Origin of the sequence: Nocardiopsis alkaliphila YIM 80379 (assembly GCF_000341005.1) — a bacterium.
In the GTDB taxonomy this organism is placed as follows: domain Bacteria; phylum Actinomycetota; class Actinomycetes; order Streptosporangiales; family Streptosporangiaceae; genus Nocardiopsis; species Nocardiopsis alkaliphila.
The window spans coordinates 1-24,674 of record NZ_ANBD01000040.1 but is presented as its reverse complement, the minus strand read 5'-3'; the positions used below and the strand labels follow the sequence as shown (position 1 = coordinate 24,674).

General features: G+C 67.4%; 23 protein-coding genes and 2 tRNA genes. 9 read left to right on the top strand and 16 right to left on the bottom strand.

The features are described from left to right. Window positions 1-182: 182 nt before the first annotated feature. From gltX to D472_RS0106030, 3 genes are all read right to left on the bottom strand, one after another. Window positions 183-1,598: a glutamate--tRNA ligase gene (gene gltX / locus D472_RS0106040; RefSeq protein WP_017603604.1), complete on the bottom strand. Its 1,416-nt coding sequence runs from the start codon at window positions 1,596-1,598 to the stop codon at window positions 183-185. Window positions 1,599-1,736: 138 nt separating this feature from the next. Further along, a complete protein-coding gene (locus D472_RS24905; protein WP_033303247.1) occupies window positions 1,737-2,132 on the bottom strand; it encodes a hypothetical protein in 396 nt (131 codons plus the stop codon). A 116-nt stretch (window positions 2,133-2,248) separates the two neighbouring features. Continuing rightward, window positions 2,249-2,830, bottom strand: coding sequence for an ATP-binding protein (locus D472_RS0106030; RefSeq protein ID WP_033303245.1), 582 nt, complete (start codon window positions 2,828-2,830; stop codon window positions 2,249-2,251). 223 nt (window positions 2,831-3,053) lie between these two features. Between D472_RS0106030 and D472_RS0106025 the strand changes: the two genes are divergently transcribed. Continuing rightward, window positions 3,054-3,911: a helix-turn-helix domain-containing protein gene (locus D472_RS0106025; RefSeq protein WP_033303243.1), complete on the top strand. Its 858-nt coding sequence runs from the start codon at window positions 3,054-3,056 to the stop codon at window positions 3,909-3,911. Then, window positions 3,908-4,156: a DUF397 domain-containing protein gene (locus tag D472_RS0106020; RefSeq protein ID WP_017603600.1), complete on the top strand. Its 249-nt coding sequence runs from the start codon at window positions 3,908-3,910 to the stop codon at window positions 4,154-4,156. The genes D472_RS0106025 and D472_RS0106020 overlap by 4 nt, the downstream gene beginning before the upstream one ends. Window positions 4,157-4,216: 60 nt before the next feature. Here D472_RS0106020 and D472_RS0106015 read toward each other — a convergent pair whose 3' ends face one another. The 3 genes from D472_RS0106015 to D472_RS0106005 all read right to left on the bottom strand — a co-directional run bounded on the left by D472_RS0106015 (window position 4,217) and on the right by D472_RS0106005 (window position 8,365). Continuing rightward, a complete protein-coding gene (locus tag D472_RS0106015) occupies window positions 4,217-5,326 on the bottom strand; it encodes a glycosyltransferase family 4 protein (RefSeq protein ID WP_017603599.1) in 1,110 nt (369 codons plus the stop codon). Beyond that, entirely contained in the window at window positions 5,323-6,249 is a 927-nt protein-coding gene (locus D472_RS0106010) for a glycosyltransferase family 2 protein (RefSeq protein WP_017603598.1), read from the bottom strand. Before D472_RS0106010 ends, D472_RS0106015 begins: the two co-directional genes overlap by 4 nt. Before the next feature lie 76 nt (window positions 6,250-6,325). Further along, window positions 6,326-8,365, bottom strand: a complete 2,040-nt coding sequence (locus tag D472_RS0106005; protein WP_017603597.1) for a membrane protein — start codon at window positions 8,363-8,365, stop codon at window positions 6,326-6,328. 95 nt (window positions 8,366-8,460) lie between these two features. Here D472_RS0106005 and D472_RS0106000 point away from each other — a divergent pair, with 95 nt between their 5' ends. Then, window positions 8,461-9,270, top strand: a complete 810-nt coding sequence (locus tag D472_RS0106000) for a TIGR03089 family protein (RefSeq protein ID WP_017603596.1) — start codon at window positions 8,461-8,463, stop codon at window positions 9,268-9,270. A gap of 150 nt (window positions 9,271-9,420) precedes the next feature. Here the strand turns inward: D472_RS0106000 and D472_RS0105995 are convergent, their stop codons facing one another. Continuing rightward, complete coding sequence (locus D472_RS0105995; protein WP_017603595.1) at window positions 9,421-10,635, bottom strand: amidohydrolase; 1,215 nt, start codon at window positions 10,633-10,635, stop codon at window positions 9,421-9,423. 69 nt (window positions 10,636-10,704) lie between these two features. After that, window positions 10,705-11,517: a helix-turn-helix domain-containing protein gene (locus D472_RS0105990; RefSeq protein WP_017603594.1), complete on the bottom strand. Its 813-nt coding sequence runs from the start codon at window positions 11,515-11,517 to the stop codon at window positions 10,705-10,707. 211 nt (window positions 11,518-11,728) lie between these two features. On the opposite strand from D472_RS0105990, the gene D472_RS0105985 reads away from it, so the two are divergent. Together D472_RS0105985 and D472_RS0105980 are read left to right on the top strand one after the other, a co-directional pair. Continuing rightward, window positions 11,729-12,157 (top strand): PLD nuclease N-terminal domain-containing protein, encoded by a 429-nt coding sequence (locus D472_RS0105985; RefSeq protein WP_026117437.1) that lies wholly within the window; start codon window positions 11,729-11,731, stop codon window positions 12,155-12,157. A gap of 106 nt (window positions 12,158-12,263) precedes the next feature. Next, entirely contained in the window at window positions 12,264-12,899 is a 636-nt protein-coding gene (locus tag D472_RS0105980; RefSeq protein ID WP_017603592.1) for a peptidylprolyl isomerase, read from the top strand. 72 nt (window positions 12,900-12,971) lie between these two features. On the opposite strand, the gene D472_RS0105975 is transcribed toward D472_RS0105980, so the two are convergent. Further along, window positions 12,972-14,144 carry a cysteine desulfurase family protein gene (locus tag D472_RS0105975; protein ID WP_026117436.1) on the bottom strand — a complete coding sequence of 391 codons (1,173 nt, stop codon included), beginning with the start codon at window positions 14,142-14,144 and terminating at the stop codon, window positions 12,972-12,974. Window positions 14,145-14,248: 104 nt separating this feature from the next. Between D472_RS0105975 and aroA the strand changes: the two genes are divergently transcribed. After that, window positions 14,249-15,577 carry a 3-phosphoshikimate 1-carboxyvinyltransferase gene (aroA, locus tag D472_RS0105970; RefSeq protein WP_017603590.1) on the top strand — a complete coding sequence of 443 codons (1,329 nt, stop codon included), beginning with the start codon at window positions 14,249-14,251 and terminating at the stop codon, window positions 15,575-15,577. Next, on the top strand, window positions 15,574-16,605 hold the full coding sequence (gene rsgA / locus D472_RS0105965) for a ribosome small subunit-dependent GTPase A (protein WP_017603589.1): 1,032 nt from the start codon (window positions 15,574-15,576) through the stop codon (window positions 16,603-16,605). Before aroA ends, rsgA begins: the two co-directional genes overlap by 4 nt. 35 nt (window positions 16,606-16,640) lie before the next feature. Here rsgA and D472_RS0105960 read toward each other — a convergent pair whose 3' ends face one another. Both D472_RS0105960 and D472_RS0105955 read right to left on the bottom strand, forming a co-directional pair. Continuing rightward, window positions 16,641-16,937, bottom strand: coding sequence for a DUF2087 domain-containing protein (locus D472_RS0105960; protein WP_017603588.1), 297 nt, complete (start codon window positions 16,935-16,937; stop codon window positions 16,641-16,643). Continuing rightward, window positions 16,938-17,525, bottom strand: a complete 588-nt coding sequence (locus D472_RS0105955) for a TetR/AcrR family transcriptional regulator (RefSeq protein WP_017603587.1) — start codon at window positions 17,523-17,525, stop codon at window positions 16,938-16,940. Window positions 17,526-17,666: 141 nt separating this feature from the next. Here D472_RS0105955 and hisN point away from each other — a divergent pair, with 141 nt between their 5' ends. Continuing rightward, entirely contained in the window at window positions 17,667-18,473 is an 807-nt protein-coding gene (gene hisN / locus D472_RS0105950) for a histidinol-phosphatase (RefSeq protein WP_017603586.1), read from the top strand. 125 nt (window positions 18,474-18,598) lie between these two features. Here the strand turns inward: hisN and D472_RS0105945 are convergent. From D472_RS0105945 to D472_RS0105935, 3 genes are all read right to left on the bottom strand, one after another. Continuing rightward, window positions 18,599-18,675, bottom strand: a tRNA-Met gene (locus D472_RS0105945). Window positions 18,676-18,884: 209 nt separating this feature from the next. Then, window positions 18,885-18,961, bottom strand: a tRNA-Met gene (locus D472_RS0105940). Window positions 18,962-19,074: 113 nt separating this feature from the next. Beyond that, window positions 19,075-22,050 carry a UPF0182 family protein gene (locus D472_RS0105935; RefSeq protein ID WP_275040591.1) on the bottom strand — a complete coding sequence of 992 codons (2,976 nt, stop codon included), beginning with the start codon at window positions 22,048-22,050 and terminating at the stop codon, window positions 19,075-19,077. A gap of 234 nt (window positions 22,051-22,284) precedes the next feature. Here D472_RS0105935 and D472_RS0105930 point away from each other — a divergent pair, with 234 nt between their 5' ends. Continuing rightward, complete coding sequence (locus D472_RS0105930) at window positions 22,285-22,830, top strand: PPA1309 family protein (RefSeq protein WP_017603584.1); 546 nt, start codon at window positions 22,285-22,287, stop codon at window positions 22,828-22,830. A gap of 161 nt (window positions 22,831-22,991) precedes the next feature. Here the strand turns inward: D472_RS0105930 and D472_RS0105925 are convergent, their stop codons facing one another. Both D472_RS0105925 and D472_RS0105920 read right to left on the bottom strand, forming a co-directional pair. Then, complete coding sequence (locus tag D472_RS0105925; RefSeq protein WP_017603583.1) at window positions 22,992-24,074, bottom strand: YlbL family protein; 1,083 nt, start codon at window positions 24,072-24,074, stop codon at window positions 22,992-22,994. Window positions 24,075-24,134: 60 nt separating this feature from the next. Continuing rightward, window positions 24,135-24,572 (bottom strand): molybdenum cofactor biosynthesis protein MoaE, encoded by a 438-nt coding sequence (locus tag D472_RS0105920; protein ID WP_026117433.1) that lies wholly within the window; start codon window positions 24,570-24,572, stop codon window positions 24,135-24,137. Window positions 24,573-24,674: the final 102 nt, after the last annotated feature.

Sequence of the window (24,674 nt, the reverse complement as noted above, 5' to 3'; positions counted from 1 at the left end):
GTACTAGTTAGTGAAGTTTATCCCCTGGTGTCCCACTCGACCCTGACGCAGAGGGGTGCGAAGGGCCCGGTTCCGCATCCGGTTCGCTGGGTACTCACCGGGCAGCGGAACGGACCCCGCGCCTCAGAACTCCTGGAGGTTCTTCCTTCTGGCTTGGTAGCCGCGCGCCTGGGTGCGGCTCGTCAGGCGTTGAGCCGTTTCAACGCCGCGCGCAGGCGCTCCAGTGTGCGTTCCCTGCCCAGCAGTTCCAGGGATTCGAAGAGCGGCAGCCCGACCGTGCGTCCGGTCACCGCCACACGGACCGGTGCCTGAGCCTTGCCGAGCTTGAGCCCTTGGGCGGCCCCGGCCTGCTCAAGAGCTCCCTTGAGGGATTCGACGTCCCACGCCAGGGACTCGTCCCCATAGACGGTGATCGCGGCGGTGAGCATCTCCGCGCCGATGCCGGGCTTCATCGCCTTGGCCCAGCTCTTCTCGTCGAAGACCGGGGTATCCAGGAACAGGAAGTCGACGTTGGGCACGATCTCACTGAGCACCGCCACCCGGCTCTGCGCCAGCGGGGCGATCTGCGCGAACACGTCCGGATCGAAGTCCTCCGGGCGCCACGGCACGTCCTCCCCTTCCAGGTAGGGAGCACAGCGCTTGACGAACTCGCCGGAGTCCAAGGCTCGGATGTAGTCGCCGTTGAAGGCACGCAGCTTCTTCTCGTCGAAGAACGCCGGCGAGGAGTTGACGTCGGCCAGATCGAAGAGCGGGATCATCTCCTCGATCGGCATGATCTCCCGGTCCTCGCCTGGGGACCAGCCCAGCAGCATCAGGTAGTTGACCATGGTCTCGGGCAGGAAGCCCTCGGCCTGGTAGGACTCCATGGCGACCTTGTCACGCCGTTTGGACAGCTTCTGGCGCTTGTCGTTCACCAATACTGGAGCGTGCGCCCACACCGGCGCGGTGTGTCCTAGGGCCTCCCACAGCAGTTGCTGTTTGGGGGTGTTGGACAGGTGCTCCTCACCCCGGATGACGTGCGTGATGCCCATCTCGACGTCGTCCACCACGTTGGCCAACACGAACAGGGCGGTGCCGTCGCCGCGGGCGATGACGAAGTCCTCCAGGGCCTCGTGCGGAAACTCCACCCGGCCCCGGATCTGGTCCTCGACCACGGTCGGACCGCCCTCGGGAATGCGGAAGCGCAAGGCTCGTCCCGGTCCGGCCTCCAGACCTCGGTCCCGACAGAACCCGTCATAGCCCAGGTTGGGGTTGTCCCGGCGGGCCTGGACCTGCTCGCGCTTGCAGTCGCAGTAGTAGGCCGGCCCTTCCTTCAACAGGCGCTGGGCGGCCTCGGTGTGCTTGTTCGCGTAGTCGGTCTGGGAGTAGGGGCCCTCGTATTGGGTGGAGTCCACACCCAGCCAGGCCATCGCGGACAGGATGCCTTCGGTCCACTCCGGGCGGGAGCGGGCGGCGTCGGTGTCCTCGATCCGCAGCACCATAGTGCCGCCGGATTGTCGTGCGACCACCCAGTTCAGCAGCAGGGACCGGGCGTTGCCCACGTGGAACATGCCGGTCGGGGAGGGTGCGAACCTGGTGCGAATCGAGGTGTCAGTCACCCCACAAACCCTAGCGCGATCCACAGCCGTAACAGGTCTGGACAGCTTCCGTTCTACCGGTTCGCTGAAGTGACACGGCTTCACTCCAGCGAACAGACATCCAGCGTGACCGGATTCGGCCAGGGGCACGCCGGCCGCTCAGGCCATGGTCGGGACGCGAGGGCCGCCGAGGTTGCGGGCCCAGGGGCGGGTGGCGGGCGGGTCGGTGTGCGGCCACAGTTTCAACAGCAGGGCATCGATGTCGCGGGCCTCCTCCAGTCCGGCGGAGGTGGCGATCCAGAACGATTGGGTGGCCTCACCGAAGTAGATGAGCAGGTGGCGGTTGTGGGCCTGGACCTGGGCGGCTTGGTGGTGTTCGCGGGCAAACTCGGCGCGGTGTCCACCCAGGCGGGGCAGGATGCGGGCGCGTTGGGTGCGGCAGGTCGGGTGAGCACAGGACGCACAGGCCGCCGGGGTAGGGGTGGTGACCGGTCGGGTGGAAGCAGCGGGTCGGGTGTCCACGGGGCGTCGGGGTGCGGGGATAGGGTGGCTCATCAGATCCTCTTTTCCTTACTTATGCGTAGTTGGGTTTTGGGGGTTCAGGGCCCGGAAGAGCGCTGCAACGCTCTCCTGGGCCCGTCTCATGTCCGCAACATGACAGAGTTCAAAACTCAGTTGGTGGCGGTGTTCCAGGCACTGGTGGTCAGGTCGTAGGCCAGGTACAGCCACACCGTGCGGTACTCGACGTTGCCGTTGTCACCCCATGAGGTGGCCAAGGCGTCGACCATGGCCAACCCGCGCCCGGATTCGGCTCCCAGCCCGGCCCCCTGCGAGGCGGGCGTCAGGTGGGTGGCCCGGCTGGTGCGGCTGGTGCGGGTGCGTAGTGCGCCTCGGTCGTGGCAGGTCAGGCGGAGCCCTTCCTTGTCGCGGTGTACTCGCAGGGTGTAGCTGCCGCCCGGGTATCCGGACAGGCTGTGCTGGATCGAGTTGGTGGCCAACTCACACCCCAGCAAAGTGAACAGGTACCGGTAGTCGTCCGTTTCGGTGGCCGCGCACGTGTCCAGGAACGCCCGGACCAGCGGCAGCAGGGCGGGCAGACCCGCGAAGTCGTAGCTACGCGCCCGGTAGTTGGGACGCTCCGGGAGCCCGGAGAAGTAGTGGCGCTGGAACGGGCGGATGAAGCTGGCCAACGGCACCGTGGCCTCACCCTGAACCGGGACGGGCACCACGGGCGTGAGGACGGTTTCGGGCATGACGAACACACTCCTTGACATGGCTGCACACATGAGGCGGGGGATCGTTGCCGGATGCCCGTTGGAGAAGTCTCACGGAGGCCGTGATGCGCGGAACGGGCAAGGCGTAGCCTGACCAGATGAACCCTGAGTGATCCACCGGTCACTGACTACACCTTCATCATGAGGTGTAATAATCGAGCTGTCAACGATAATCGAAAAGAACTTGGTTTAGAATCCTCATATGCACAGCCCCTTCAGCCCCACCGTGCGCCGCCGACGACTGGCACGCGAGCTGCGACGACTACGTGAGTCCCAGGGATTGAAGCTGTCTGTGGCCGCGAAGAGCGCAGGCGTACCTCAGTCCACACTCAGCAACATCGAGGGCGCGGACGCACGCCGCGTCAAGGCACGGGACATCGACGCCCTCGTCGACCTTTACCAAGCCCCAGACGATGTCCGCGTAGCACTTCATGAGCTAGCGAGGGAGTCCAAGGAGCAAGGCTGGTGGTCCAGCTACAAGGATGTCTTCGGTGGCAACGCCATACCGGACTTCGAGGTCGAGGCGTCCATGATTCGGACCTATCAGTGCCAAGTTGTCCCTGGGCTCTTGCAAACTCCCAGGTACAGCGAGGCCGTATTTCGCGGTGGACGTGCGTACTCAGACGATGAGGTCAGACGCAACATTGATGCACGCCTACAGCGACAGCAGGTCCTCGGGCGCCATCAGGCACCGCGATTTTGGGCGGTGATCGACGAGGCAGCCCTGAGAAGACGGCTCGATGATCCACAGATCATGAAGGAGCAGCTACAGCACCTGCTGGACATGGCCACCAGAAAGAACGTGGACATTCAGGTACTGCCCTTCAATGCTGGCATGCACGCCGGGTTGTCCGGCTCCTTCGTCTTGCTTGACTTTCCCAACCCCGCCGATCCCTGTATCGCCTACACCGAATCGGCAACAGCCAGCCTCTTTGTTCAGGATCCTGATGACGTGCAACGCTATGTCACGATTTTCTCGCACCTGAATTCAGCAGCGCTTCAAGCTTCGCGTACCACTCAGTTCATCCAACAGATCATGGAGCAGGAGCAACTGACATGACCGATAGAACCGAACTAAGGTTCTTCAAGTCCAGTTACAGCAGTGACCGGGTCGAATGCGTCGAAGTCGCACACATCCCCACCGGCTTCCGCAAGAGCAGCTACAGCGGCGCCGGCCAAGACTGCGTCGAGGTCGCCGAGCTCCCCTGTGGCGCGGCCATCCGCGACTCCAAACACCCCGACGCCGGGCACTTCCCCTTCCCCGCCTCCGAGTGGACCGGCTTCCTCAAAAGCGCTCTGCGGTAGTCGGCCAGCACCCCGTCTGCGGTGGGCCCTCCCCCACCGCAGGCGTCTCACCGCCGGCGTTCAGGCCCTTAGGAGACGGTCGGTGTAGTCCTTCCACAGCGGAGCCGCCTCCACCGGGCGCACGCCCGCGCGCAGCTTCTCCGGAACACCGGGGCGGTAGAACTCGCCCAGGACCCGGGCCAGGTCGGCGACGTCGCCCGGCGCGCACAAGAGCCCGTCCACGCCTTCGCGCACATGGTCGGCCAGAGCACCCGCCCGAGTGGCGATCACCGGTAGACCGTGCTCATGGGCCAGCCACACGTTCTGGCTGGCGGTGGCCGAACGGTAGGGCAGCACCATGGCGTCCGCGCCCGCGAACAGCTCTGGCAATTCCTCTGCGGGCACGTAGCCCTCGCGGAAACGGACCCGGTCGGCCACCCCCAGGCCACGGGCCAGAGCGGCCAGGTCGGCCGAGCCACCCCAGAACTCGCCGGCCACGGTGAGTGTGACGTCGTCCGGCGCTCCCTCGGCCAAGGCCCGCAACAGCACGTCCACGCCCTTGTAGGGGCGCACGATCCCCAGGAAGAGCAGGTGGCGCCGCTCCCCCGGGGCCGGTTCGCGGCGGGTTCCGGTCTCGGGCAGGTGCGGGGGCATCTGTGCCACCACCGGGCGAGCACGTCCCGAACCCAAAAGCCCCTCGGCCAGGTGTGCCTGTTCGGGTGAGTGCGTCAACACCCCGTCGACGCGGCGCAGCAGGGCACGGACCAGAAAGACGTCCACGGCACGGCGTTCGTGCGGCAGGACGTTGTGGCAGAGCGCCACTACCCGGGTCCGGGGAGGGCGCGCCGAACGCACCCCGGACAGGATCCCCAGGTAGGCGGGGACCTGGACGGGCGAGAACAGGGTGAGCACCACCAGGTCCTCGGTCCGGGCCAGCCGCCGCCCGGTCGACCACCAGCCACCCGGCCGGTACCAGGCCAGGCCGTGGTGGGTGTCGGGGAACGGTTCGCCCTCGGGGTCGGTGACGGTCTGCTCCCCCGGGTACAGGGCCGCCGGGTACTGGGACGCCCACGACTCGATCCGAGTGCGGTGGCCCAGGGCACTCAACCGGTGGGCGAGCTCGGTGGTGTGTCTGGCCCCACCGCCCTTGTAGGGGTGGGCGGGACCGACAAGGGTGATACGCCGGTTCACGGGTGCTCCCTGGAGCGCACGATGAGGTCGGCCAACAGCGCGATGGCCGCGAAGATCAGCCCCGTCATCAGGATCAGGACGGTGTTGTTGGGCAGGTAGAACGGGTTGCGCACCTGGTCGTAGACGAACTTGGCCGTGCCGATGCCCAACAACCACAGCGAGGGCGGCATCAGGACCTTGAGCGGGTTGAAGTACATGACCATGCGCAACACCTGGAGGACGTACCGGTAGGCGTCGCGTACGAAGTGGAACTTGGAGGTGCCCGCGCGCTTAGCGTATTCGATGGGCACGTACTTCACGGGGTGCTGGTTGGACAGGAAGGCCAGCGTGATGGTGGTGACGCAGGAGAAACCGGGCGGCAGCAGTCTCAGGTAGGGACGGGCCACCTCACGGCGGAAGACCCGGAGTCCGGAGTTGAGGTCGGGGATGCGGGTGTTGGTGAGGCGTTCGGCGATCTTGCGGATCATCCATTTGGCGGGGACCCGCAGCGCCTTGTGGGTTCCCATCTCCTGGGTGCGCGCGCCGACGACCTGGTCGATCTCGGGGTCGGTGTCGAGCATGGCGACCAGTTCGGGGATGCGTTCGTTGGGGTAGCTCATGTCGGCGTCGGTCCACACGACGAACTCGCCGCGCGCTCGTTGGCTGCCGATCCTGCGCACGGTCCCCGAGCCGCCGTTGTGACCGAAGGCCACCACGCGCATGTTCGGGAAGAGGTGTTCGACCTCGCGCAGCCGGTCGAGGGTCCCGTCACTGGAGGCGTCGTCCACCGCGAGGAGTTCGTATCCGTATCCGGAGGCGTCCATGGCCGAGCAGATTCGCTTGACCTCGTCGACGACGTGGTCTTCCTCGTTGTAGCAGGGCAGGACGATCGTGACCCGCACGGGCGGGCCGTGGGTGTGCTCTTGGATGTGCGCGTGACTCATACGGTTCTTCTCGACGGGGCGGATGGTGACGCGAAGCCACCGAATACGAGGACTCGGATGGGATCGAGGGCGAGGATCACCCGGGGACGGGCGGGACGACCGTCCACACACTCGCGTTGAACTTCCAGGAACCGGTCGGAGGTGTCATGAGCGTACTCGGGTCCATTTCGGCGACGACGTGGAAATGCCGCTCGGGCTCCACCTCGCCGTNNNNGGGCGCCTGCCATTCCGGTGCGGCGAGCACGGGAACGCGGTCCCGCTCGTACACGGCGGCCACCACCCGGTCGACCGCCTCTGGACGCGGATCCTCCAGGGACGCGGTGGGCGCCCCGCACACGTTGCGGAACAACGGCATGAAACCGCCCGCCATCCCCGAGTCCACCACGATGACCGAGGCGTCCGGCGGCAACGACCCGCAGAGCCGTTCGGTCTGGGCGACGGTCCCGATGTCCTGCCGATACCCCATGATCCCCGACGCCGAGGTGAGCAGGGTGGGACCGAGCAGGGCCACGGACGCGCTCGCGGCGACCACCACCGGCAGCGCGCGGGCGATGGGGCCGCTCCGAGCATGCTCGACGGACCGTTCGCAGTAGCGGGTCAACCAGGCCAGGAACCACACGGCGAAGAGGATGAAGGCCGGGATGACCAGAACGATCAGCCGTCGACTGGCCCAGGGGTGGTCCGGGGTGATGGCCGGACGCAACAGCGTGGTGGCCACCGTCCACACCAGCAGCATGGCCGGCAACAGCCACCATGGGTCGTGGCGCCGGGTGAGTCGGTACAGGACCAAGGCCACGCCGAGCGAGGCCAACAGCACGGTGCCCAGACCCACGTACCAGCCCACCCAGTACAGGCTCATGTCGTAGTAGGTACGACTGCCCTCGATCGGCAATCCCTCGATCTGTTGGACGGCGGCGACCCACTGGTCGGTGAAGTCGCTGCCGTGCCCGTAGTCCGGCCACACCAGGGGACGGATCGCGAAACCGACCATGACCAGGATCGCGAGCAGACCCACCGCCCCCGCGAGCCAGGGGACACGTTCGCTGCGCGGCAACCCTCGGCGCCACAGCACTGCGGTGAGGACGATGGTGAGGACGATGACCACTCCGCTGATAAGGAGCAACGGGGACATCGAGTCCGACAGGTACTCCAGGTAGGGCCGGGAGTAGCCGTAGCCGGCGACCAACCCGTATCCGGCGCCCACGGCGAGCCCGCCCAACAGGGGTAGGGCCTGGCCACGTCGGGCGACCAGGAGCAGACCGATGAAACCGATCACCGGAAGCAGGTCGCGGATGGCGTCGATGCGCACCAGCACACCGAGCCCGAAGACCACTCCGGCGGTGGCGGCGAGGACGTGCTCGGCCCCCCAACGTTCGGTGAGGTTCCGTCTCCTGCTCAGGGCGTCGAAGGCCAGGACCAGACCGCCCAGAAGAAGGATCTGCGCGAGCGGCTCACTGTAGGTGAAGCGGCTGACCCATTGTTGAGGCAGACAGACCGCCAGGACCAGGGCCGCGAGTGGGGCCCATCGAACACCGACCAGGCGGGCGGTGAGTCCGGCGAAGGTGAGGACACCGAGAGCACCCAGGAACGGCGTGGTGACGAGCATGCCGTCGAGCCCGCCCACCCAGTAGCCGATCGAGAGCACCAGTGGGGCCCCGGCCATGAACTGCGGCCAGATGACGTCGTCGCGCTGGTAGTAGGCCAGGCTCTGGTAGCCCAGTGCCGAGTCCTCGCCCGCGATCAGTTCGCGTTGTTGGGGGATGGGCAGGTACCCGTTCTCGGCGATCCAGGCCGTGTACATGGCGTAGGAGGCCGGGTCTCGACGGATGACCAGCGCTTCGGCGTGGTAGGCGATCTGGACCGCGATGAAGGCGACCGTGATGACCAGGACCGCGAGCACCGGCCACCAGGGCACGTGATCCTCGTCGAGGTCCGGTATCAGGCGAGGTAGGAGCGCGCAGGCGACCAGTATCGCGGGCAGCCCCAAGAAGAGCCCGAGCACGGGGGTGAACCAGCCGAGGACCAGCAGGGGGAAGGCGACGAGGAGCCAGGCCGACAGGGCGATCGCGGGGAGCGCGGTCACACGGGCGAGGAACCGTCCGGGAAGCAGGCGCATGGGGCAACTCTGGCAGCTCCGCCCCGGGTACGCACACCGTGCCTTGGGTACGACCGCGCGGGCAGGCGCGAGGAACCGCACCGCCGACACTTAGCATGGGCGCCATGTCCGAATCTCCCGCGCGCCTGTGGCGCGCTCTCGTAGCAGCCGACCCCGCCCGCCCCTTCGTGACCTCCTATGACGACCTCGGTGACCGGGTCGAGTTGTCCCGGGCCACCCTCGACAACTGGGTGTCCAAGACTTCGAACATGTTGGTGGACGGCTTCGGCACACAGCCGGGTGACCGGGTGGCGGTGGCGCTGCCGCCGCACTGGCAGTCGTTGGCGTGGCTGTTGTCCTGCTGGTCCGTGGGCGCGACCGTGGTGCTGGACGGTACCGACGCGGTGGCCCCGGGCACGGAGATCGCGGTGGCCGATCCGGGACGGCTGGAGGCCGCTCTGGACGCCGGCGCGGAGGAGGTCGTGGGGACCTCCCTGGACTCGCTGGGCATGCCGCTCAAGGAGGTCCCGACGATGGTCACGGACTACACCGTGGAGGTGCGCGGGCACGGTGACCATTTCCAGCCCTATCCGGTGGACGCCGACGAACCCGCGCTGGAGACGACCGAACGCGCCCTGACCGGCGCCGAACTGGTGACGGCGGGGCGGACCCGGGCCGAGGCCTGGCGGCTGGGCGAACGGGACCGGCTGGCCGTGGTGGTCGCCTCGGATGCCCCGTTGACCGCATTGGGCGAGGACCTGTCGCTCCTGATGGCCTCGGTGGTCTCGGGGGTCCCACTGGTGTTGACTCCTCCCCCCGCGAGTGGGGAGGAGGAACGGTTCCTCGAGCGGATGGGGACCGAGCGGGTGAGCGCCCTGTACGGCTACGAGCCCGAGGGGCGAGCACCCTTCCGTCAGGTCCGCTGAAGGCCTGACGGGCACGCGTCCGTCTGCGCGAGTGGCCACCGGACCGGTCATCGAGAAGCAGGACATGCCCGCCGGAACCGCGCCGTGTGCGCTGTCGTGCTGTGCGCGAGGGTGGCGCCCTCGATCACTTACGGGCCTGGTTCGGCCGGCTCAGGACTCGCGATAGTAGGGGTCCAGGGCCGTGCCCTCGCGTCGCTCCTCGTCGTAGGTGTAGACCTCACGACCGCCCACGAACACGCGCAGGGCCCGGCTCATGATGTCGAGCGGATCCCCGGACCAGATCACCAGGTCGGCGTCCAGGCCGGGCTTGAGGGAGCCCACCCGGTCGTCCAGGCCCATGATCTCGGCGGGGTTGATGGTCAGGGCGCGGATGGCCGCGTCGCGGTCCATTCCCTCCTTGACGCACAGGATCGCCTGGTAGACGAGGAACTCGATGGGGATGACCGGAGCGTCCGTGGTCAGGGCCACCTTGACCCCGGCCCGGTCCAGGATGCCGGGATTGGCCAGGGTCTTGTTGCCCACCTCGACCTTGGATCGACTGGTCATCAGCGGCCCGGTGATGACCGGAATGCCACGCTCGGCGATCTCGTCGGCCAACAGGTGGCCCTCGGTGCAGTGGTTGATGATGAGCCGGTAACCGAACTCGTCGGCCAGCCGAATCGCGGTGTGCATGTCGTCGGCACGGTGCACGTGCTGGCACCAGGGCACCTCGCCGTCCAACACCCGTACGAGGGTCTCCAGGGTGTTGTCCCGATCGAAGGGCTTGCCCTCCTCGGCGGCGTGCTCGCGCTTGGCCTTGTAGTCCTGGGCCTTGGTGAAGGCATCACGAATGACCGCGGCCACGCCCTGGCGGGTCGAGGGCAACGTCTTCTTGTCCCCGTAGACACGCTTGGGGTTCTCGCCCAAGGCGCTCTTGACGCTGGCGGGTTCCTTGAGCAACCGGTCCTGGACGCTGCGGCCCCACATCTTGATGGCCACGGTGCGGCCACCGATGGGGTTGCCCGACCCGGGCTTGATCACGGAGCTGGTGACGCCACCGGAGAGCGCGTCGGTGAACCCCTGGTCGGCGGGGTTGATGGCGTCGATCGCACGCATGCGGGCACCGTTCGGGTCGGTCATCTCGTTGGTGTCGTTACCGGCCCAACCGATGGTCTCCTCGTGGATACCGACGTGACCGTGGGCTTCGACGAAACCGGGCAGGATCCACTTGCCCGCGGCGTCGACGATCTGGGCGCCCTCGGGGATCGTGACCTCCTCGGCGGTTCCCACGGCGGCGATGCGGCCGTCGCGGATGAGGACCGTCCCACCCTCGATGGGGTCTCCTACGACGGGCACGACGTATCCGGAAGTGATAGCGATATCCATGGCGGGCAACCTAACCCATCTCCGGACACGCCTCCAAGAGCTTTCGAGAACCGATCATCCAACAACCGGTCACCCGGTGGGCCACCGGCTGATGAGGAGCTCCGAGCCAGGGGTGAGATCGACACTGGCCTCCTCGATGGCGTCGCGCACCATCCGACAGTGTCCGACGTCCTCTCCGTCCCCGGTGAGGTCGCCCCCTTGCGCGGCGAAGGCGTAGACCATGCCGGGCCGGTCGGCGAACTCCATGATCCGGAAGGCACCACCCAGGCCGGGGTGGTGCGGTGTCTCCTCGGGGATGATCCCGAGGCTGACGATGTCAGCCTCGATGAGGTCGGCGAGGAAGTCGCGCTGGCCGTTGAGAACGTCCGCGCCCCCTTGGGGACGTTGGAGCACGGACTCGTTGAGGACCACCCGCAGCTTCGGGCCTCCGGGCCCGGTCAGCGCCGCCCGATCGGCCATCTCCTCCTCCACCATGGCTTCGACGATCTCCGGGCCCAGGTGGGAGTAACAGGGCGCCAGCACCGCCCGAGAGTATTCGGGGGTGCGCAGGAAGCCCGGAACCGTCATGGGCTGGTGCTCCCACAGCCGGGTGGCGTGGGTACCGAGTTCACGCAGGTCACCGAATTCGTTGGGAAAGGCCTCCGCCTGAAGGGTGATCGCCCAGGCGTCGAGCAGCTGGTGGTCGGTACCCAGGGCGTTGTCGACCCGCTCGACCAAGGAACGGGCCGGCCTACAGCGCGCGTCCTCGATCTCACGAAGCTTGTCATCGGTGACCCCGACACTCCTGGCGAGTTCGGCGCGCGAGAGCCCTTGGTCGGCTCGGGCACGTAGCATCCGGGCCCCGAAGGGGAGCCACATCGCGGAAGGCAACACGGTTTTCATGCCAGACCTCTCCCGTCCTCGCCGACACCTCTAGGGGCTCCGGGTGACGTACCCTCAAGGTTCGTCACCCCAGCCCCTCACCGTTCGACCTTCTCCCGGGCCGGGGTGACCGGTCAAGCGTTGGGGCGGGTGCGGCCATCCGTGATAAGTCAACACAAAATCGACGATGTCACCCCCGCATGTCGAGTGTTTCCCCCGATTGGAAGGTCCGTTGGTCTACCTAGCCCTCCTCCTCGCGGTGGCGTCGCTGGTGTTCTGGGTCTACGTGCTCTTCGACGTCATCGGGGCGGATTCCGAGCGAGTCCGCCTCCTGCCCAAACCCCTCTGGGCGATGATCGTCCTGTTCCTGCCCAAGCTCGGCCCCGCGGCGTGGTTCCTGCTGGGCCGTCCGGCCCGGGAGCCGGCGGCATCGAGGGGGCCGGTGGGTCCACCTCCGCCCTTTCCCGAGTACGAACACCCGGGCCGGGCCCGCGCCTCCTCCCCCGAGGAGGACGAGGAGTTTCTTCGACGTTGCCGTGAGCGCGCCGAGGAGCAACGCCGTCGGGCGCGGGAGATCCAGAACCGCCAGGAGCGGGCGCGCTGGGAGCGGGAACGAGGCGAACACGACGGCGACGAAGACCCGGCAGACCCTTCATCTTGAAGCGATCCGAGGATTCGGGCGGACTTACCCGGGGTGTCCGAAATGCTCCGATGCGCAGTACCCTGTGTGCCGCCCCGCCGCGAACACCGACCTCGGAAGTGAACCGATGAACCGCTTGACACTACCGGTATCGATCCTCGCCTGTAGCGCCCTGTTCGCCACCGCGGCGTGTCAGGGGGAGGCCGAGGCCCCCGAGGATTGGCCGTTGCCCGCCCACGTGGACGTCGACGACGTGGAGGGTGCGGTACTGCACACCAGTGAAGGCGACATCGAACTGGAGTTGTTGCCCGAGGAGGCACCGGTCACCGTCGCCAACTTCGTGGGCCTGGCCGAGGGCGACATGGCGCAGAACCCGAATTCCGACGTGGACGAGTTCTACGACGGCACGATCTTCCACCGGGTGATCCCCGACTTCATGATCCAGGGCGGCGATCCGGAGGGAACCGGTGCGGGAGGCCCCGGTTACCAGTTTCCCGACGAGTTCGGATCCGGATTGACCTTCGACGAGCCCGGAGTACTGGCCATGGCCAACTCGGGTCCCAACACCAACGGTTCCCAGTTCTTCGTCACGGTCGCGCCGACCCCGCACCTGAACGACAAGCACACCATCTTCGGCAAGGTCGCCGATGAGGAATCGATGGCGGTCGTGAACGCGATCTCCACGGTCGAGACCGACCAGAACGACAGGCCGACCGACGACGTGGTCCTGGAATCCGTGACCATCACCAGGGCCGAGGGCTGACGGTCGGTCGCGAACACCGTTGAACGGCCGAGGGGTCTTGGCCCCGTAGCGTCGCGAGCGGGGGGCGGGCGGTCAGCGGCGTCGTTTGGACCGGGCCGCCCGGGCACGTTCGACCGCAGGGCCGATCTCCTCGACCAGCCGGTCCACGTCCTCGATGGTGGAGGTACGTCCCAGGGACAGGCGCAGGCTGCTCAGCGCCGTGTCGGTGTCGGCCCCCGTGGCCAACAGCACGTGGCTGGGCTGGGCCACCCCGGCCGAACAGGCCGAACCCGTAGAGCAGGAGATACCTCGGGCGTCCAAGAGCATGAGCAAGGCGTCGCCCTCGCATCCGGGAAAGGACAGGTGGGCGATGCCGGGCAGGCGTCGCTCGGGGTCACCGTTGACCACCACATCGGGCACGACCTCGCGTACCCGGGACTCCAGTTCGTCCCGCAGACAGGCCAGGTGCTTGCCGTGCTCCTCACGGCTCTCGACCGCCAGTCGGACGGCGGTGGCCAGGGCGCCGGCGAGCGGAGCGGACAGGGTGCCGGAGCGGATGTCGCGTTCTTGGCCGCCGCCGTGCGACACCGGAACCGGGGTCAGGCCCCGGGCCACCACCAGAGCCCCGGTGCCCACCGGAGCACCGAGCTTATGACCGCTCAGGGTCAACGCGCTCACGCCACTGGCGGCGAAGTCGACCTCCTCGACCCCCACTGCCTGGACCGCGTCGGTGTGGAAGGGGATGCCGTACTCGGCCGCCACGGCGGCCAACTCACGAACCGGTTGAATGGTGCCGATCTCGTTGTTGGCCCACATCACCGACACCACGGCCACGGAGGCGGGATCACGTTCGATGGCCTCGCGTAGAACCCGGGACGTGACCCGGCCGACGGCGTCCACCGGAAGCTCCTCGTACCGGGCGCCCTGGTGATCGGCCATCCAGCGGGCGGGATCGAGTGCGGCGTGGTGCTCCACGGCACTGACCAGGATGCGGGTGCGGGTCGGGTCCTCGGCGTGGCGGGACCAGTACAGGCCCTTGAGGGCGATGTTGTTCGACTCGGTACCGCCTCCGGTGAAGACGACTTCGTGGGGGGTCGCACCCACCGACTCCGCGAGGCGCTCTCGTGCCTCCTCCACGGTCCGGCGGGCGGCGCGGCCGTGGCCGTGCAGGGAAGAGGGGTTGCCGAGGGCGCCGAGCTGCGTCGCCACTTCGGCGATCACCTCGGGACGGACCTCGGTCGTGGCTGCGTGATCCAGATACACCATGGCGCGATCCAGGATACGTCGGACATCGGCCACCCTCGGCACCGAGTCGTCCACGGGTCGCACACACCCCCACCGCGCCGATCCCGGACCGATAACCTTGTGTCATGCCTGACTCCACGTCCACCCAGCCCCACCAGAACGCCGCCTCCAGCGAAGAGCACTGGCCGGCTCCCACCGTGCGGGCCCCGGTCTCCGCCCGGATCCGCCTGCCGGGGTCCAAGTCCGTCACCAACCGGGCCCTGGTCCTCGCGGCGCTCTCGGAAGGAACCTGCCTGGTGCGACGGCCCCTGCTGAGCAGGGACAGCGAACTCATGATCGATGCTCTGCGCGCTCTGGGGATCGAGATCACCCAGAGCGCTTCGGATGAGGGCCAGGCCCCCGACCTGTCCATCACCCCGGCCCCGCTGCGCGGCCCGGCCACGGTGGACGTGGGCAACGCGGGCACCGTGATGCGGTTCGTCCCGCCGATGGCCGCATTGGCCGACGGCCACGTGCGCTTCGACGGCGACCCCAGGTCCCACGAACGGCCGGTGGGCGAGCTCATCGGCGCCTTGCGCGCTCTGGGCGCCGACATCGACGACGAGGGACGCGGCGCTCTGCCACTGACCATTCACGGCACGGGATCGATGCGTGGTGGAGAGGTCGTCCTGGACGCCTCGGGCTCCTCCCAGTTCGTCTCGGCGCTGCTGCTCAGCGGAGCCCGCTTCGACGAGGGGGTGCACGTGCGCCACCAGGGGCCACCGGTGCCCTCCCAACCGCACCTGGACATGACGGTCGAGATGTTGCGCGCGGCCGGAGCCGAGGTCACCACCCAGGAGAACTCCTGGAAGGTCGAGCCGGGGCCGTTGCGCGTGACCGAGATCATCGTGGAGCCGGACCTGTCCAACGCCGCCCCCTTCCTGGCCGCCGCCCTGGTGACCAAGGGCGAGGTGACCGTTCAGGACTGGCCGGAGCACACCACCCAGGGGGGCGACGCCCTGCGAGGGTTGTTCACCCGCATGGGCGGCGAGGTCTCCCGCTCCGAGGAGGGTGACCTGACGTTGCGCGGCACCGGAGCGATCCACGGCATCACCGCGGACCTGCGCGACGTCGGTGAGCTCACTCCCACCATCGCCGCGGTGGCCGCCCTGGCCGACTCCCCGTCCCGGCTGACCGGGATCGAGCACTTGCGCCGACACGAGACCGACCGCATCGCCGCACTCGCCACCGAGATCAACCGACTGGGCGGGGACGTCGAGGAATTGCCCGACGGGTTGGTGATCCGCCCGCGTCCTTTGCACGGTGGGGTCTTCCATTCCTACGACGACCACCGGATGGCCACCTCCGGCGCGGTGATCGGACTCGTGGTCCCCGGGGTGGAGGTGGAGAACATCGTCACCACACGCAAGACCATCCCCGACTTCCCCGGTCTGTGGGCGGAGGTCGTCTCGTGAGTCGTACCCGGGGTGGAGGACGTCACCTGGACGAAGACGACATTCGGGTGCGTGCCCGGGGTGGTTCCAAACCACGCACCCGCAAACGCCCCAAGCACGAGAACGCCCGCACGGGTCTGGTGACGGCGGTGGATCGGGGCCGGTATCGCTGCCTGGTGGACGGGGTCCCCGTGGTGGCCATGAAGGCCCGCGAACTGGGCCGTGGCTCCATCGTGGTCGGTGACCGGGTGGACGTGGTCGGCGACCTGTCCGGGGAACCCGACACGCTGGCCAGGGTGGTCCGGGTGCGTGAACGCGCCTCCGTACTCAGACGCACCGCCGACGACACCGACCCGGTGGAACGGATCATCGTCGCCAACGCCGACCAGTTGGCCATCGTGTGCGCCCTGTCCGACCCGGCTCCACAGCCACGTTTCGTGGATCGCTGCCTGGTGGCCGCCTACGACGCCGGCCTGGAACCGTTGCTGTGTCTGACCAAGGCCGACCTGGCTTCGCCCGACGAGATGTTGAACACCTACCGGCCGCTCGGACTGCCCTATGAGGTGCTGGGCCCGGACGAAGACCTCGACGGACTGGGCACCCGGTTGAAAGGAAAGACCACCGTGTTCGTGGGTTCCTCTGGGGTGGGCAAGTCGACGTTGGTCAACCGGTTGGTCCCGGGCGCGGACCGGGCCGTGGGCCACGTCAACGCGGTCACCGGACGAGGCCGCCACACGTCCACGTCGGCGCTCGCGCTGGAGTTCGAGGGCGGATGGCTGATCGACACTCCAGGGGTGCGCAGCTTCGGGTTGGCGCACATCGACCCGGACGACATCGTCGCGGGCTTCCACGACCTCGACGAATTCGCCCTGGAATGCCCCCCGGACTGCACGCACCAGGAGGACGCCTCCGACTGCGCCATCTCGGCGGCCCTGGAGCGGGGCGAGGTCGAGGCCGAGCGGGTGGCCTCACTTCGCCGACTGTTGAACAGTCGTGAGGGTGAGGACGACACCGAGACGTCCCCCGCACCACCGGGACCGCACGGCTGAGCCGAGCGCCCCGGGCCCATGGGCGGACGGGTGCCCTACAGATCGACGGTGCCGCCGCAACGCCAGTAGCTCGTACGATCCCGTTCCAAGAACCCCTCGTCCACCAGACCACGCCGCAGGACCACGAGGTCGGCGCTGAACCGGCACAGCACCGCGTTGAGCTCTTCCTCGCGGTAGCGGACGCCGGGTTCGAGGGCACGAGCGATCTGGTCCAGCACCACGAGGCGGTCCTGACGGCGGATCGGAAGCTCGGTGATCCGACCGTTCGGCATATGCGCGCGCAGCACCTCACGACGTTCGGCTTCGGTCACCTCACCGTGCCCCCGAGACATTCAGTGCCCCACCGAGAGCACGCCGTTCACGACCAACTCGACCCGGTGAGAGGCCCGTTCGGGATCGATGGGCTGGAGCGAGTAGGACACGGCCAGCCGGAGGGCGACATCGGCCGCAGCCTCGATGGCCCCGGGATCGGTCTCCGGACAGCGTTCACGCAGACTGCGACGGATCCGTTCCCCCAAGGTGTCCATGAGCGGCTCGGAACGGGTGGTCAGGACCGGGAGCAATTCATCGTCGCCGGTGACCATGGCGCGCAGCAACGGGTTCTTTCCGGCCGCGACCAGCACCATCCGGGTCGCACGGCCCACGGCGTGGGCGGGATCGTGTCCCTCGGCCTCCAAGACCCGTTCCACGGTGTCCATGAGCGCGGTGGCCTCGCGTACCACCACCGATTGAAGCAATCCCTCCTTGCTGCCGAACACGTTGTAGAGGGTCTGTCTGGACACTCCTGCGGCGGCGGAGATGTCGATCATCCTGCGAGCACCCCAGTGGCCGGCCAGGATCTCGGCGTAGGCGGCGTCCATCAGCCGTTCGCGTGCGCCGGCGCTCTCCTTGCCGCGTCTGTCTCCGCTCACGGTTTCCATGGCTCCATCCTCGCATCCGCTCCGCGGAGTCCGCTCTCTCCTGGAACGACACCATGTGCTCGTATGCTCCCCCTAACACTCTGGTCACGTGCCGGTGCCGCTTTGGGCATGTTCATGCCCGGGGCGGTAGCGTTACCGGCCATGGTGTCCTTTGACGATGATCTGCGGCTGGCCCACGTGCTCGCCGACTCTGCCGACGACATCGCGCTCAAGCGCTTCCGAGCGCTCGACCTGGTCGTCGACACCAAACCGGACCTGACCCCGGTCACCGAGGCCGACCGCATGGTCGAGGAGACCCTGCGCAGCGTGCTCTCCCGTGCCCGTCCCCGGGACGCGGTGGTCGGTGAGGAGTACGGCAAGAGCGGCAACAGCAACCGCGTGTGGGTCATCGACCCCATCGACGGCACCAAGAACTACGTACGCGGTGTCCCGGTCTGGGCCACCCTCATCGCCCTGCTCGAAGGTGACCGGCCGATGGTCGGGCTGGTGTCAGCGCCCGCCCTACAGCGGCGTTGGTGGGCTTCCAAGGGCGGTGGGACCTGGGCCGGGCGGAGCCTGTCCAAGGCCACCCGCTGCCACGTCTCCAAGGTCACCGAACTGTCGGACGCCTCGCTGAGCTTCTCCTCGTTGACCGGGTGGGAGGAGCAAGGCCGCCTGGAGTCCTTCTTGGGACTGACCCGTTCGGTGTGGCGCACCCGGGCCTACGGCGACTTCTGGTCGCACGTGATGGTCGCCGAGGGCACCGTGGACATCGCCGCCGAGCCCGAACTGTCACTGTGGGACGCCGCACCCTTGCCGGTCATCCTGGAGGAGGCGGGCGGGCGCGCCACGAACCTACGGGGGGAGGGCTTCACCGATGGAGGCCCACTGGTGTGCAGCAACGGGGTCCTGCACGATCAGACCCTGACTTGGCTCAACGGTGGCCCCACACCGCTACGTCGCCCCTGAACGCACCGACTCACTCGCGGCGTGCGCCGGACGATGGCGTACGCCATGATTCACCGACCGGCCTTCGGCCAACGAATCCGATACACGAAAAAACACCGAGTGGATTTCTCCACCCGGTGTTTCCTTGGTAGCGGGGACAGGATTTGAACCTGCGACCTCTGGGTTATGAGCCCAGCGAGCTACCGAACTGCTCCACCCCGCGTCGTTGTGTTCTCCATTTTAGGGCCTTGGCCCTCGGGTGGCAAATCGCTTCCGGCCGGAGCCGAACCGCTGGAGAACCCACCCGGCCACCTCGGTGGCCTGGACTTCTTCCACCCTAGCAGTGCTGAAGAGTGGATTTCCCCGACCATTCCCCATCGAGGCGGAAAATCGGAAAAAGCACCGGACCGGAATTTCTTCCGGGTCCGAACCTGGTAGCGGGGACAGGATTTGAACCTGCGACCTCTGGGTTATGAGCCCAGCGAGCTACCGAACTGCTCCACCCCGCGTCGTTGTGTTCTCAGATTAGCGTGACCATGGGGAAAAGCCAAATCGAACGGGGCGGGACCCCTGGTCCCGCCCCGTCGCGTCCACGGCCTCACCCCGCAAGGCGGGCCATGGTCTAGTTCTCGCCGGCGGCCTCCTCAAGGGCCTCCAAGGCCTCGCGCAGACGCTCGTTGGCCTCTTCGTTGGACTCCTGGGCCTCCTCCCACGCCTCGACGGCCTCGTTGAGGGCCTCGGTGAGGTCGGAGTCGCTCTCGGAACCGGTGTCGGAGTCGGCCTCGGACGGCTCCTCCTCGGTGCCCTCCTCGTCCGGGTCCGGCAGCGGCCCTTCGCCGCCCTCGAACAGGTTGTTCAGGGCTTCCTGGAGGTTGCTGCCGATGGCGACCTCCTCGCCGAAGCCGACCATGACCTGCTGGAGCAGCGGGAAGGACGCCGCGCCGCCGCCACCGGCCTGCACGTAGAGGGGCTCCACGTAGAGCAACCCCCCGGCGAATGGCAGAGTGAGCAGGTTGCCTCGCGTCACCTCGGCGTTGGACTGCTCCAGCGGGAGCAGGACCTCACGCACGTCGGCGTCGGAATCGAAGGCGTTCTGCACCTGGCCAGGACCGAAGATCACGGTGCTGCGGGGCAGCTCCAACAGCTTCAGTTGGCCGTAGTCGTCGGAGTCGGGATTGCTGTCGACCGCCATGAAGGCGGCCAGGTTCTCACGGTTGCGCGGAACGAACGTGGTGGTCAGCGAGAAGCTGGCCTCCTCCGAACCAGGGAAGTTGATGGTCTGGCGGTAGGGCGGCTCGGGGAGCTCCCCCTCCTGGGTCGGGTCGTTGGGGACCTCCCAGAAGTCCTGACCACCGTAGTAGGAGGCCGCGTCGGTGACGTGGTACTGGCGCATGATCTCGCGCTGCACCTTGAACAGGTCGTCCGGGTAACGCAAGTGCTGAACGAGCTCGTCGCTCATCTCGTCCCGGTCGACGATGGTGCCCGGGAAGGCGCCCTCCCACGTCTGAAGGACCGGGTCCTCCTCGTCCCAGCCGTACAGGGTGACGGTGCCGTCGTAGGCGTCGACGGTAGCCTTCACCGAGTTGCGGATGTAGTTGACCTCATTGCCCGGCAACGCACCGACCTGCTGGATCGCCCCGTCCGTGAAGGTGTCGGTCACCGCTTGGGCGAAGTCGATCCGGTTGGCGTAGGGGTAACCGTCGGAGGTGGTGTAGCCGTCGACGATCCACTGGATCCTGCCATCGACCACCGCCGGGTAGGGGCGACTGTCCACGGTGAGGAAGGGCGCGACCTTCTCGACACGGTCCAGCGGATCACGCTCGAAGAGGATCCGCGAATCGCTGGTGATCGCGCTGTTGAGCAGGATGCTCGTTTCCTGGTACTTGATCGCGAACAGGATGCGGTCGAAGAAGTTGTTCAGCGGCACCCCACCCTCGCCGTCGTAACGGTTGTAGGCCTGCGATCCGCCGGCGGGGTCGTCCTCGGTGCCTTCCTCGGCGCCCTCTGCGTCCTCGGCCGGAGCCTCCTCGGTACCGCCGTCCCCATCGGCCGGGGCTCGGGCCTCGTCCGCCTCCGGACTGGCCTCCACCGCGTCCTCCAGGGTGGGAACGTCCGGCTCCTCGGCCTCCGCGTCGAGGGGGTAGTCGTACTCCTCCTCGGCCTGGACGATGACGTATTCGGCGCCCTCGCGACCGTAGTAGATCCGCGGCTCATACTCGCCCGTGACCTCGCTGAGCTCACCGCGCGGCGGGATGTTGTACTCGGTGAAGACCGGCCGACCCTCGTCGTCGATCAGGTTGCCGGCGGCCGCGACCATGCCGTAGCCGTGGGTGTAGATCAGGTGCCGGTTCAGCCAGTTGTTCTGGTCGTCGGGCGGACCATCGAGTTCACGAACGGCGACGATCGTGTCGATCAGGTTGCCGTCGGCGTCCGGGTAGCGGTCGACCTCCAACACGTCCGGGAATTGATAGAAGCCACGAACCTGCTGCATCTGCTGGAAGGTCTGCGAGACCACGGCCGGGTCGGCCAGACGCACGCTGGGAATGGTGTCGGCCTCGGCCGCCAACTCCTGGGGGGTGAGCTCGGTGGTGGCGTCGTAGTCGATCACCTCGGCATCGGCGGTCCCGTACGCCTCCCGGGTGCTCTCGATGTTGCGTTCGATGTAGGGGCTCTCCAGGCGCTGCTCGTTCGGGTCGACCTGGAAGCGCTGCACGATCTCGGGATAGGCCACCCCGACGACCACGGCGGACAACACCAGCAGACCGAGGGAGGCCACCGGGATCATCGTGTTCTTGAAGACGATGTTGGCGAAGAACAGAACCGCGCAGATCACCGAGATGACGGTGAGGATGGTCAAAGCGGTCTTGACCGCGTTGACGTCGGTGTAGGAGGCACCGAACGTGTACCCGCGGTTGGAGAAGACCAGACCGTAGCGGTCCAGCCAATAGGAACCGGCGCGCAGCAGCACGAACAGGCCCAGCAGTACGGAGAGGTGGACACGTGCCGCTGGAGTGGCGCGCTGACCGGAGTCGTTCTGCAGACGAACACCGCCGTACAGGTAGTGGACGATCACCGCGGCGATGAACGCCAGGATGACGGCCGCGTACATGTAACCGAGCAGGCTCCGCAGGAACGGGTAGGTGAACGCGAAGAACGCGATGTCCATGCCGAACTCGGGGTCGGGCGTCCCGAAGTCCACGGCGTTCACGAACTGCAGGTACAAACGCCAGTCACCGCTGGCGGCGGCCCCCGACAGGAGCGCCAGGGCTCCCACCGCGATCCAGAAGAAGAGCTTGCGGTGCGGGTCGATGGACTGCCTATAGCGGTCCAGGCCCTGTTGCTCCAGGCTCATCGGCCGAATACTCGGCCTGGCCCGGTAGGCGAAGAAGATGCTCGCGCCGACGATGACGGCCATCACGAGCGCCGCCACGGCGAAGAGCAGGACTCGCGTCCACAACTCGGTCAAAAAGACCGAGGTGTAGCCGGCGGAATCGAACCACTTGTAGTCGGTCCAAAAGTTCGCGGCGAACATCAACGCCGCGATGATGACGACCACGGTCGCCGCGACTGGCGCGAGCAACCTTGATCGGCGAGGCATACGCGCAGGTGGTGCGCCGGGCGATCGGAAGCTCACGCCTCCCCCTCGTTCTGGCTTGGTCGAATGCGGTCTGTGCGCGTGTGGCGCCTTGTTAAGAAAACTTATTCGGTGGCCGCCGGGTTCCCGAAATCACCTTCCGGCCGATGACAAGGCTGCATCGTTGGTGTATCGGAGTCGCAACCGGGCGATATTGGCGACCCTACTGCCGCGGGACGGGCACGGCGAGGTTTCCACATGGGCGACCATGGAGACGTGTCGAACATTCGCGAAGCCGTCATGGACCTGGAACGCCACGCCGCAGAACAGGGTTGGGACCGTCCGCTGGGGTTGTACGCCCTGGTCCCGACCAGTGAACTGCTGGCCGCGGAACCCGCTTTGGCCGGACTGTTGGGGATCGACTCTCCGGCCGACCCCGACGAGTTGACCCCCGTCGAACAGGAGGCCCTGCCGCCGGACGTACCGCTGGAGGAGGCCCTGGGTCGCATCCTGTGGCCCGAGGGCGTGGCCGGCTGTGCGCTGGTCATGGAGCGCCTGGTCGTGAAGGGCTCGGACCAGACCCTGGCCTCCGACGAGGAGGCCACCACCTCCGGCAAGGAGACCGAGGAGATTCGGATGGTCGCGGGAGTTCTGCGCGACGGCTCCCGGCACTGCGCGATGCGGATGCGCAGCCACGACAGCGACTCCGAGGTTCTCAACGGGGCCGACCTCATTCCGGCTCTGACCTCCGCGCTCGCCCTCACCCTGGACTTGGAGGAGAAGGAGTTCCCCGACCAGGGTTGAGGCTGCTGCNGCGGCCCGGAGCCTCTGGCGGCCTCCGAGGCCAGGGGCTCCTCACCGTCGGGTACGGGCCGAGGTCAAGGTCGAGGACAAAGCCGCACCGTGGGCGTCCGTTGGGTACGGCGGCGGGCGAGGAACGGACGAAGGAGCACAACGACCAGGACCTAATCGCAGCGGGGAAGGTCGTCGCCACCCGTACGGATGACCTCCAAGGCCTCCATCGCCTCGGTAAGGGTTTCGACCCGCACCACGTCCAGCTCACCGTAGGCGGCGGACTGAGCGACTTGGGAGCAGCTCTCCGCGGCCACGAAGAAGTACTCGGCACCGTCACGCTGGGCACTGACCATCTTCTGCGGGATACCGCTGACCCCGCCGACCCGACCGTCGGAGGTTATGGTGCCGGAGCCGGCGATCCGGGCGCCGCCGGTGATGCCCTCCTCGCTGAGCCGATCGATGATCCCGAGGGCGAACATCATGCCCGCGCTGGGGCCGCCGATCTCACCGACGGAGATGGCGATGTCCACGGGAAAGTCCATGTCATCGGCGATGAGGACGCCGACCGCGGCCGAATCGCCATCGCCTTCGACCGTTTCGAGCTCGACCTCGACCTCCTCGCCACCACGGTCCAACACGAACTCGACCGGGTCACCGGCCTCACGGGAACTCACCTGTTCCACCACGAAGGCGCTGCCGACGAGTTCTTCGGGGTCGTCACCGGTGGCGCTGGTCGGGACCTGCCGACCGTCCACGGACAGGATCCGGTCCTCGGGTTCGACGATGCCCTCGGCGGGCATGCCCTCGACGGCCTCGGCCACTCGGGGGATCGCCTCGTAGTCGATGTTGAGCTGGTTGAGCGCGGCGGCGGTCGCCTCGGTCTGGGAGTCGTTCATCTGGACGGTCTGCCGCTCGGTGACCTCCTCCTGGGACCGCCCGGCGGGGAACAGCAGTTCCTCGGGCAAGACCGCCTGGCTGGGTGAGAGCCAGGCCGTGACCAGGGTGAAGAGGTTGAGCCGGTGCTCGGGGCCACCGGCGTACTGCACGGTCACCATCGACAAGGAACCGTCGTGTTCGTAGCTGTCGGCCCCCTCGACACCGATGATCGGTCGCCCATCGTCCTGTTCTCCCAGGGTGTTCAGGGTGACCCCCGGCGCCGCCACCAGGTAGGGCATGGGCAGCTGGAGGCTGCCGAACCCGAGCCCGACGAGCAGGACGAGAGCGGTGACAAGGGTCAGGACGCGACGAACCATGCTGCATACCCTAGAGCCCCCCGAGGACCTCTGGCGTTCCCGCCCCTGGGCGCCGGCGGGTCAGGGTGATCCGACCCATTCGGTCTCGCCGTCCTCGAAGGCCTGGTTCTTCCAGATGGGCACCTGGGCCTTGAGGTCGTCGATCAGGCGACGGCAGGCGGCGAACGCTTCCTCCCGGTGCTCGGCGGCGGCCGCGACGACCACCGCGAGGTCACCGATCTCCAGGTCGCCGACCCGGTGGGTGGCGGCCATCCGCACGACCGGTCGGCCGACGACGGAGGTGTCGCTCAGGACCTTCTCCATGACCTCGCGCAGACGGGCCTCCACGCTCGGGTGAGCCGAGTAGGACAGGGCCGCGACGTCACGACCGTGGTCGTGGTCGCGTACGGTCCCGATGAAGACCGCGGTACCGCCGACCCTGGGATGGGACACCGCCGCCAGGACCTCGTCGACGGACAGGGGCGTGTCGCGTACTGCCGCGAGAGTGATCTCTTCCACAGTGAAACCGTACCAATCGGTCGAACACACGCGGCTTCCCACGTGCGAATACATGTGCGGGCAGCCGAACCGAGGTCAGCCCTTCCCACGCTTGCGCAGACG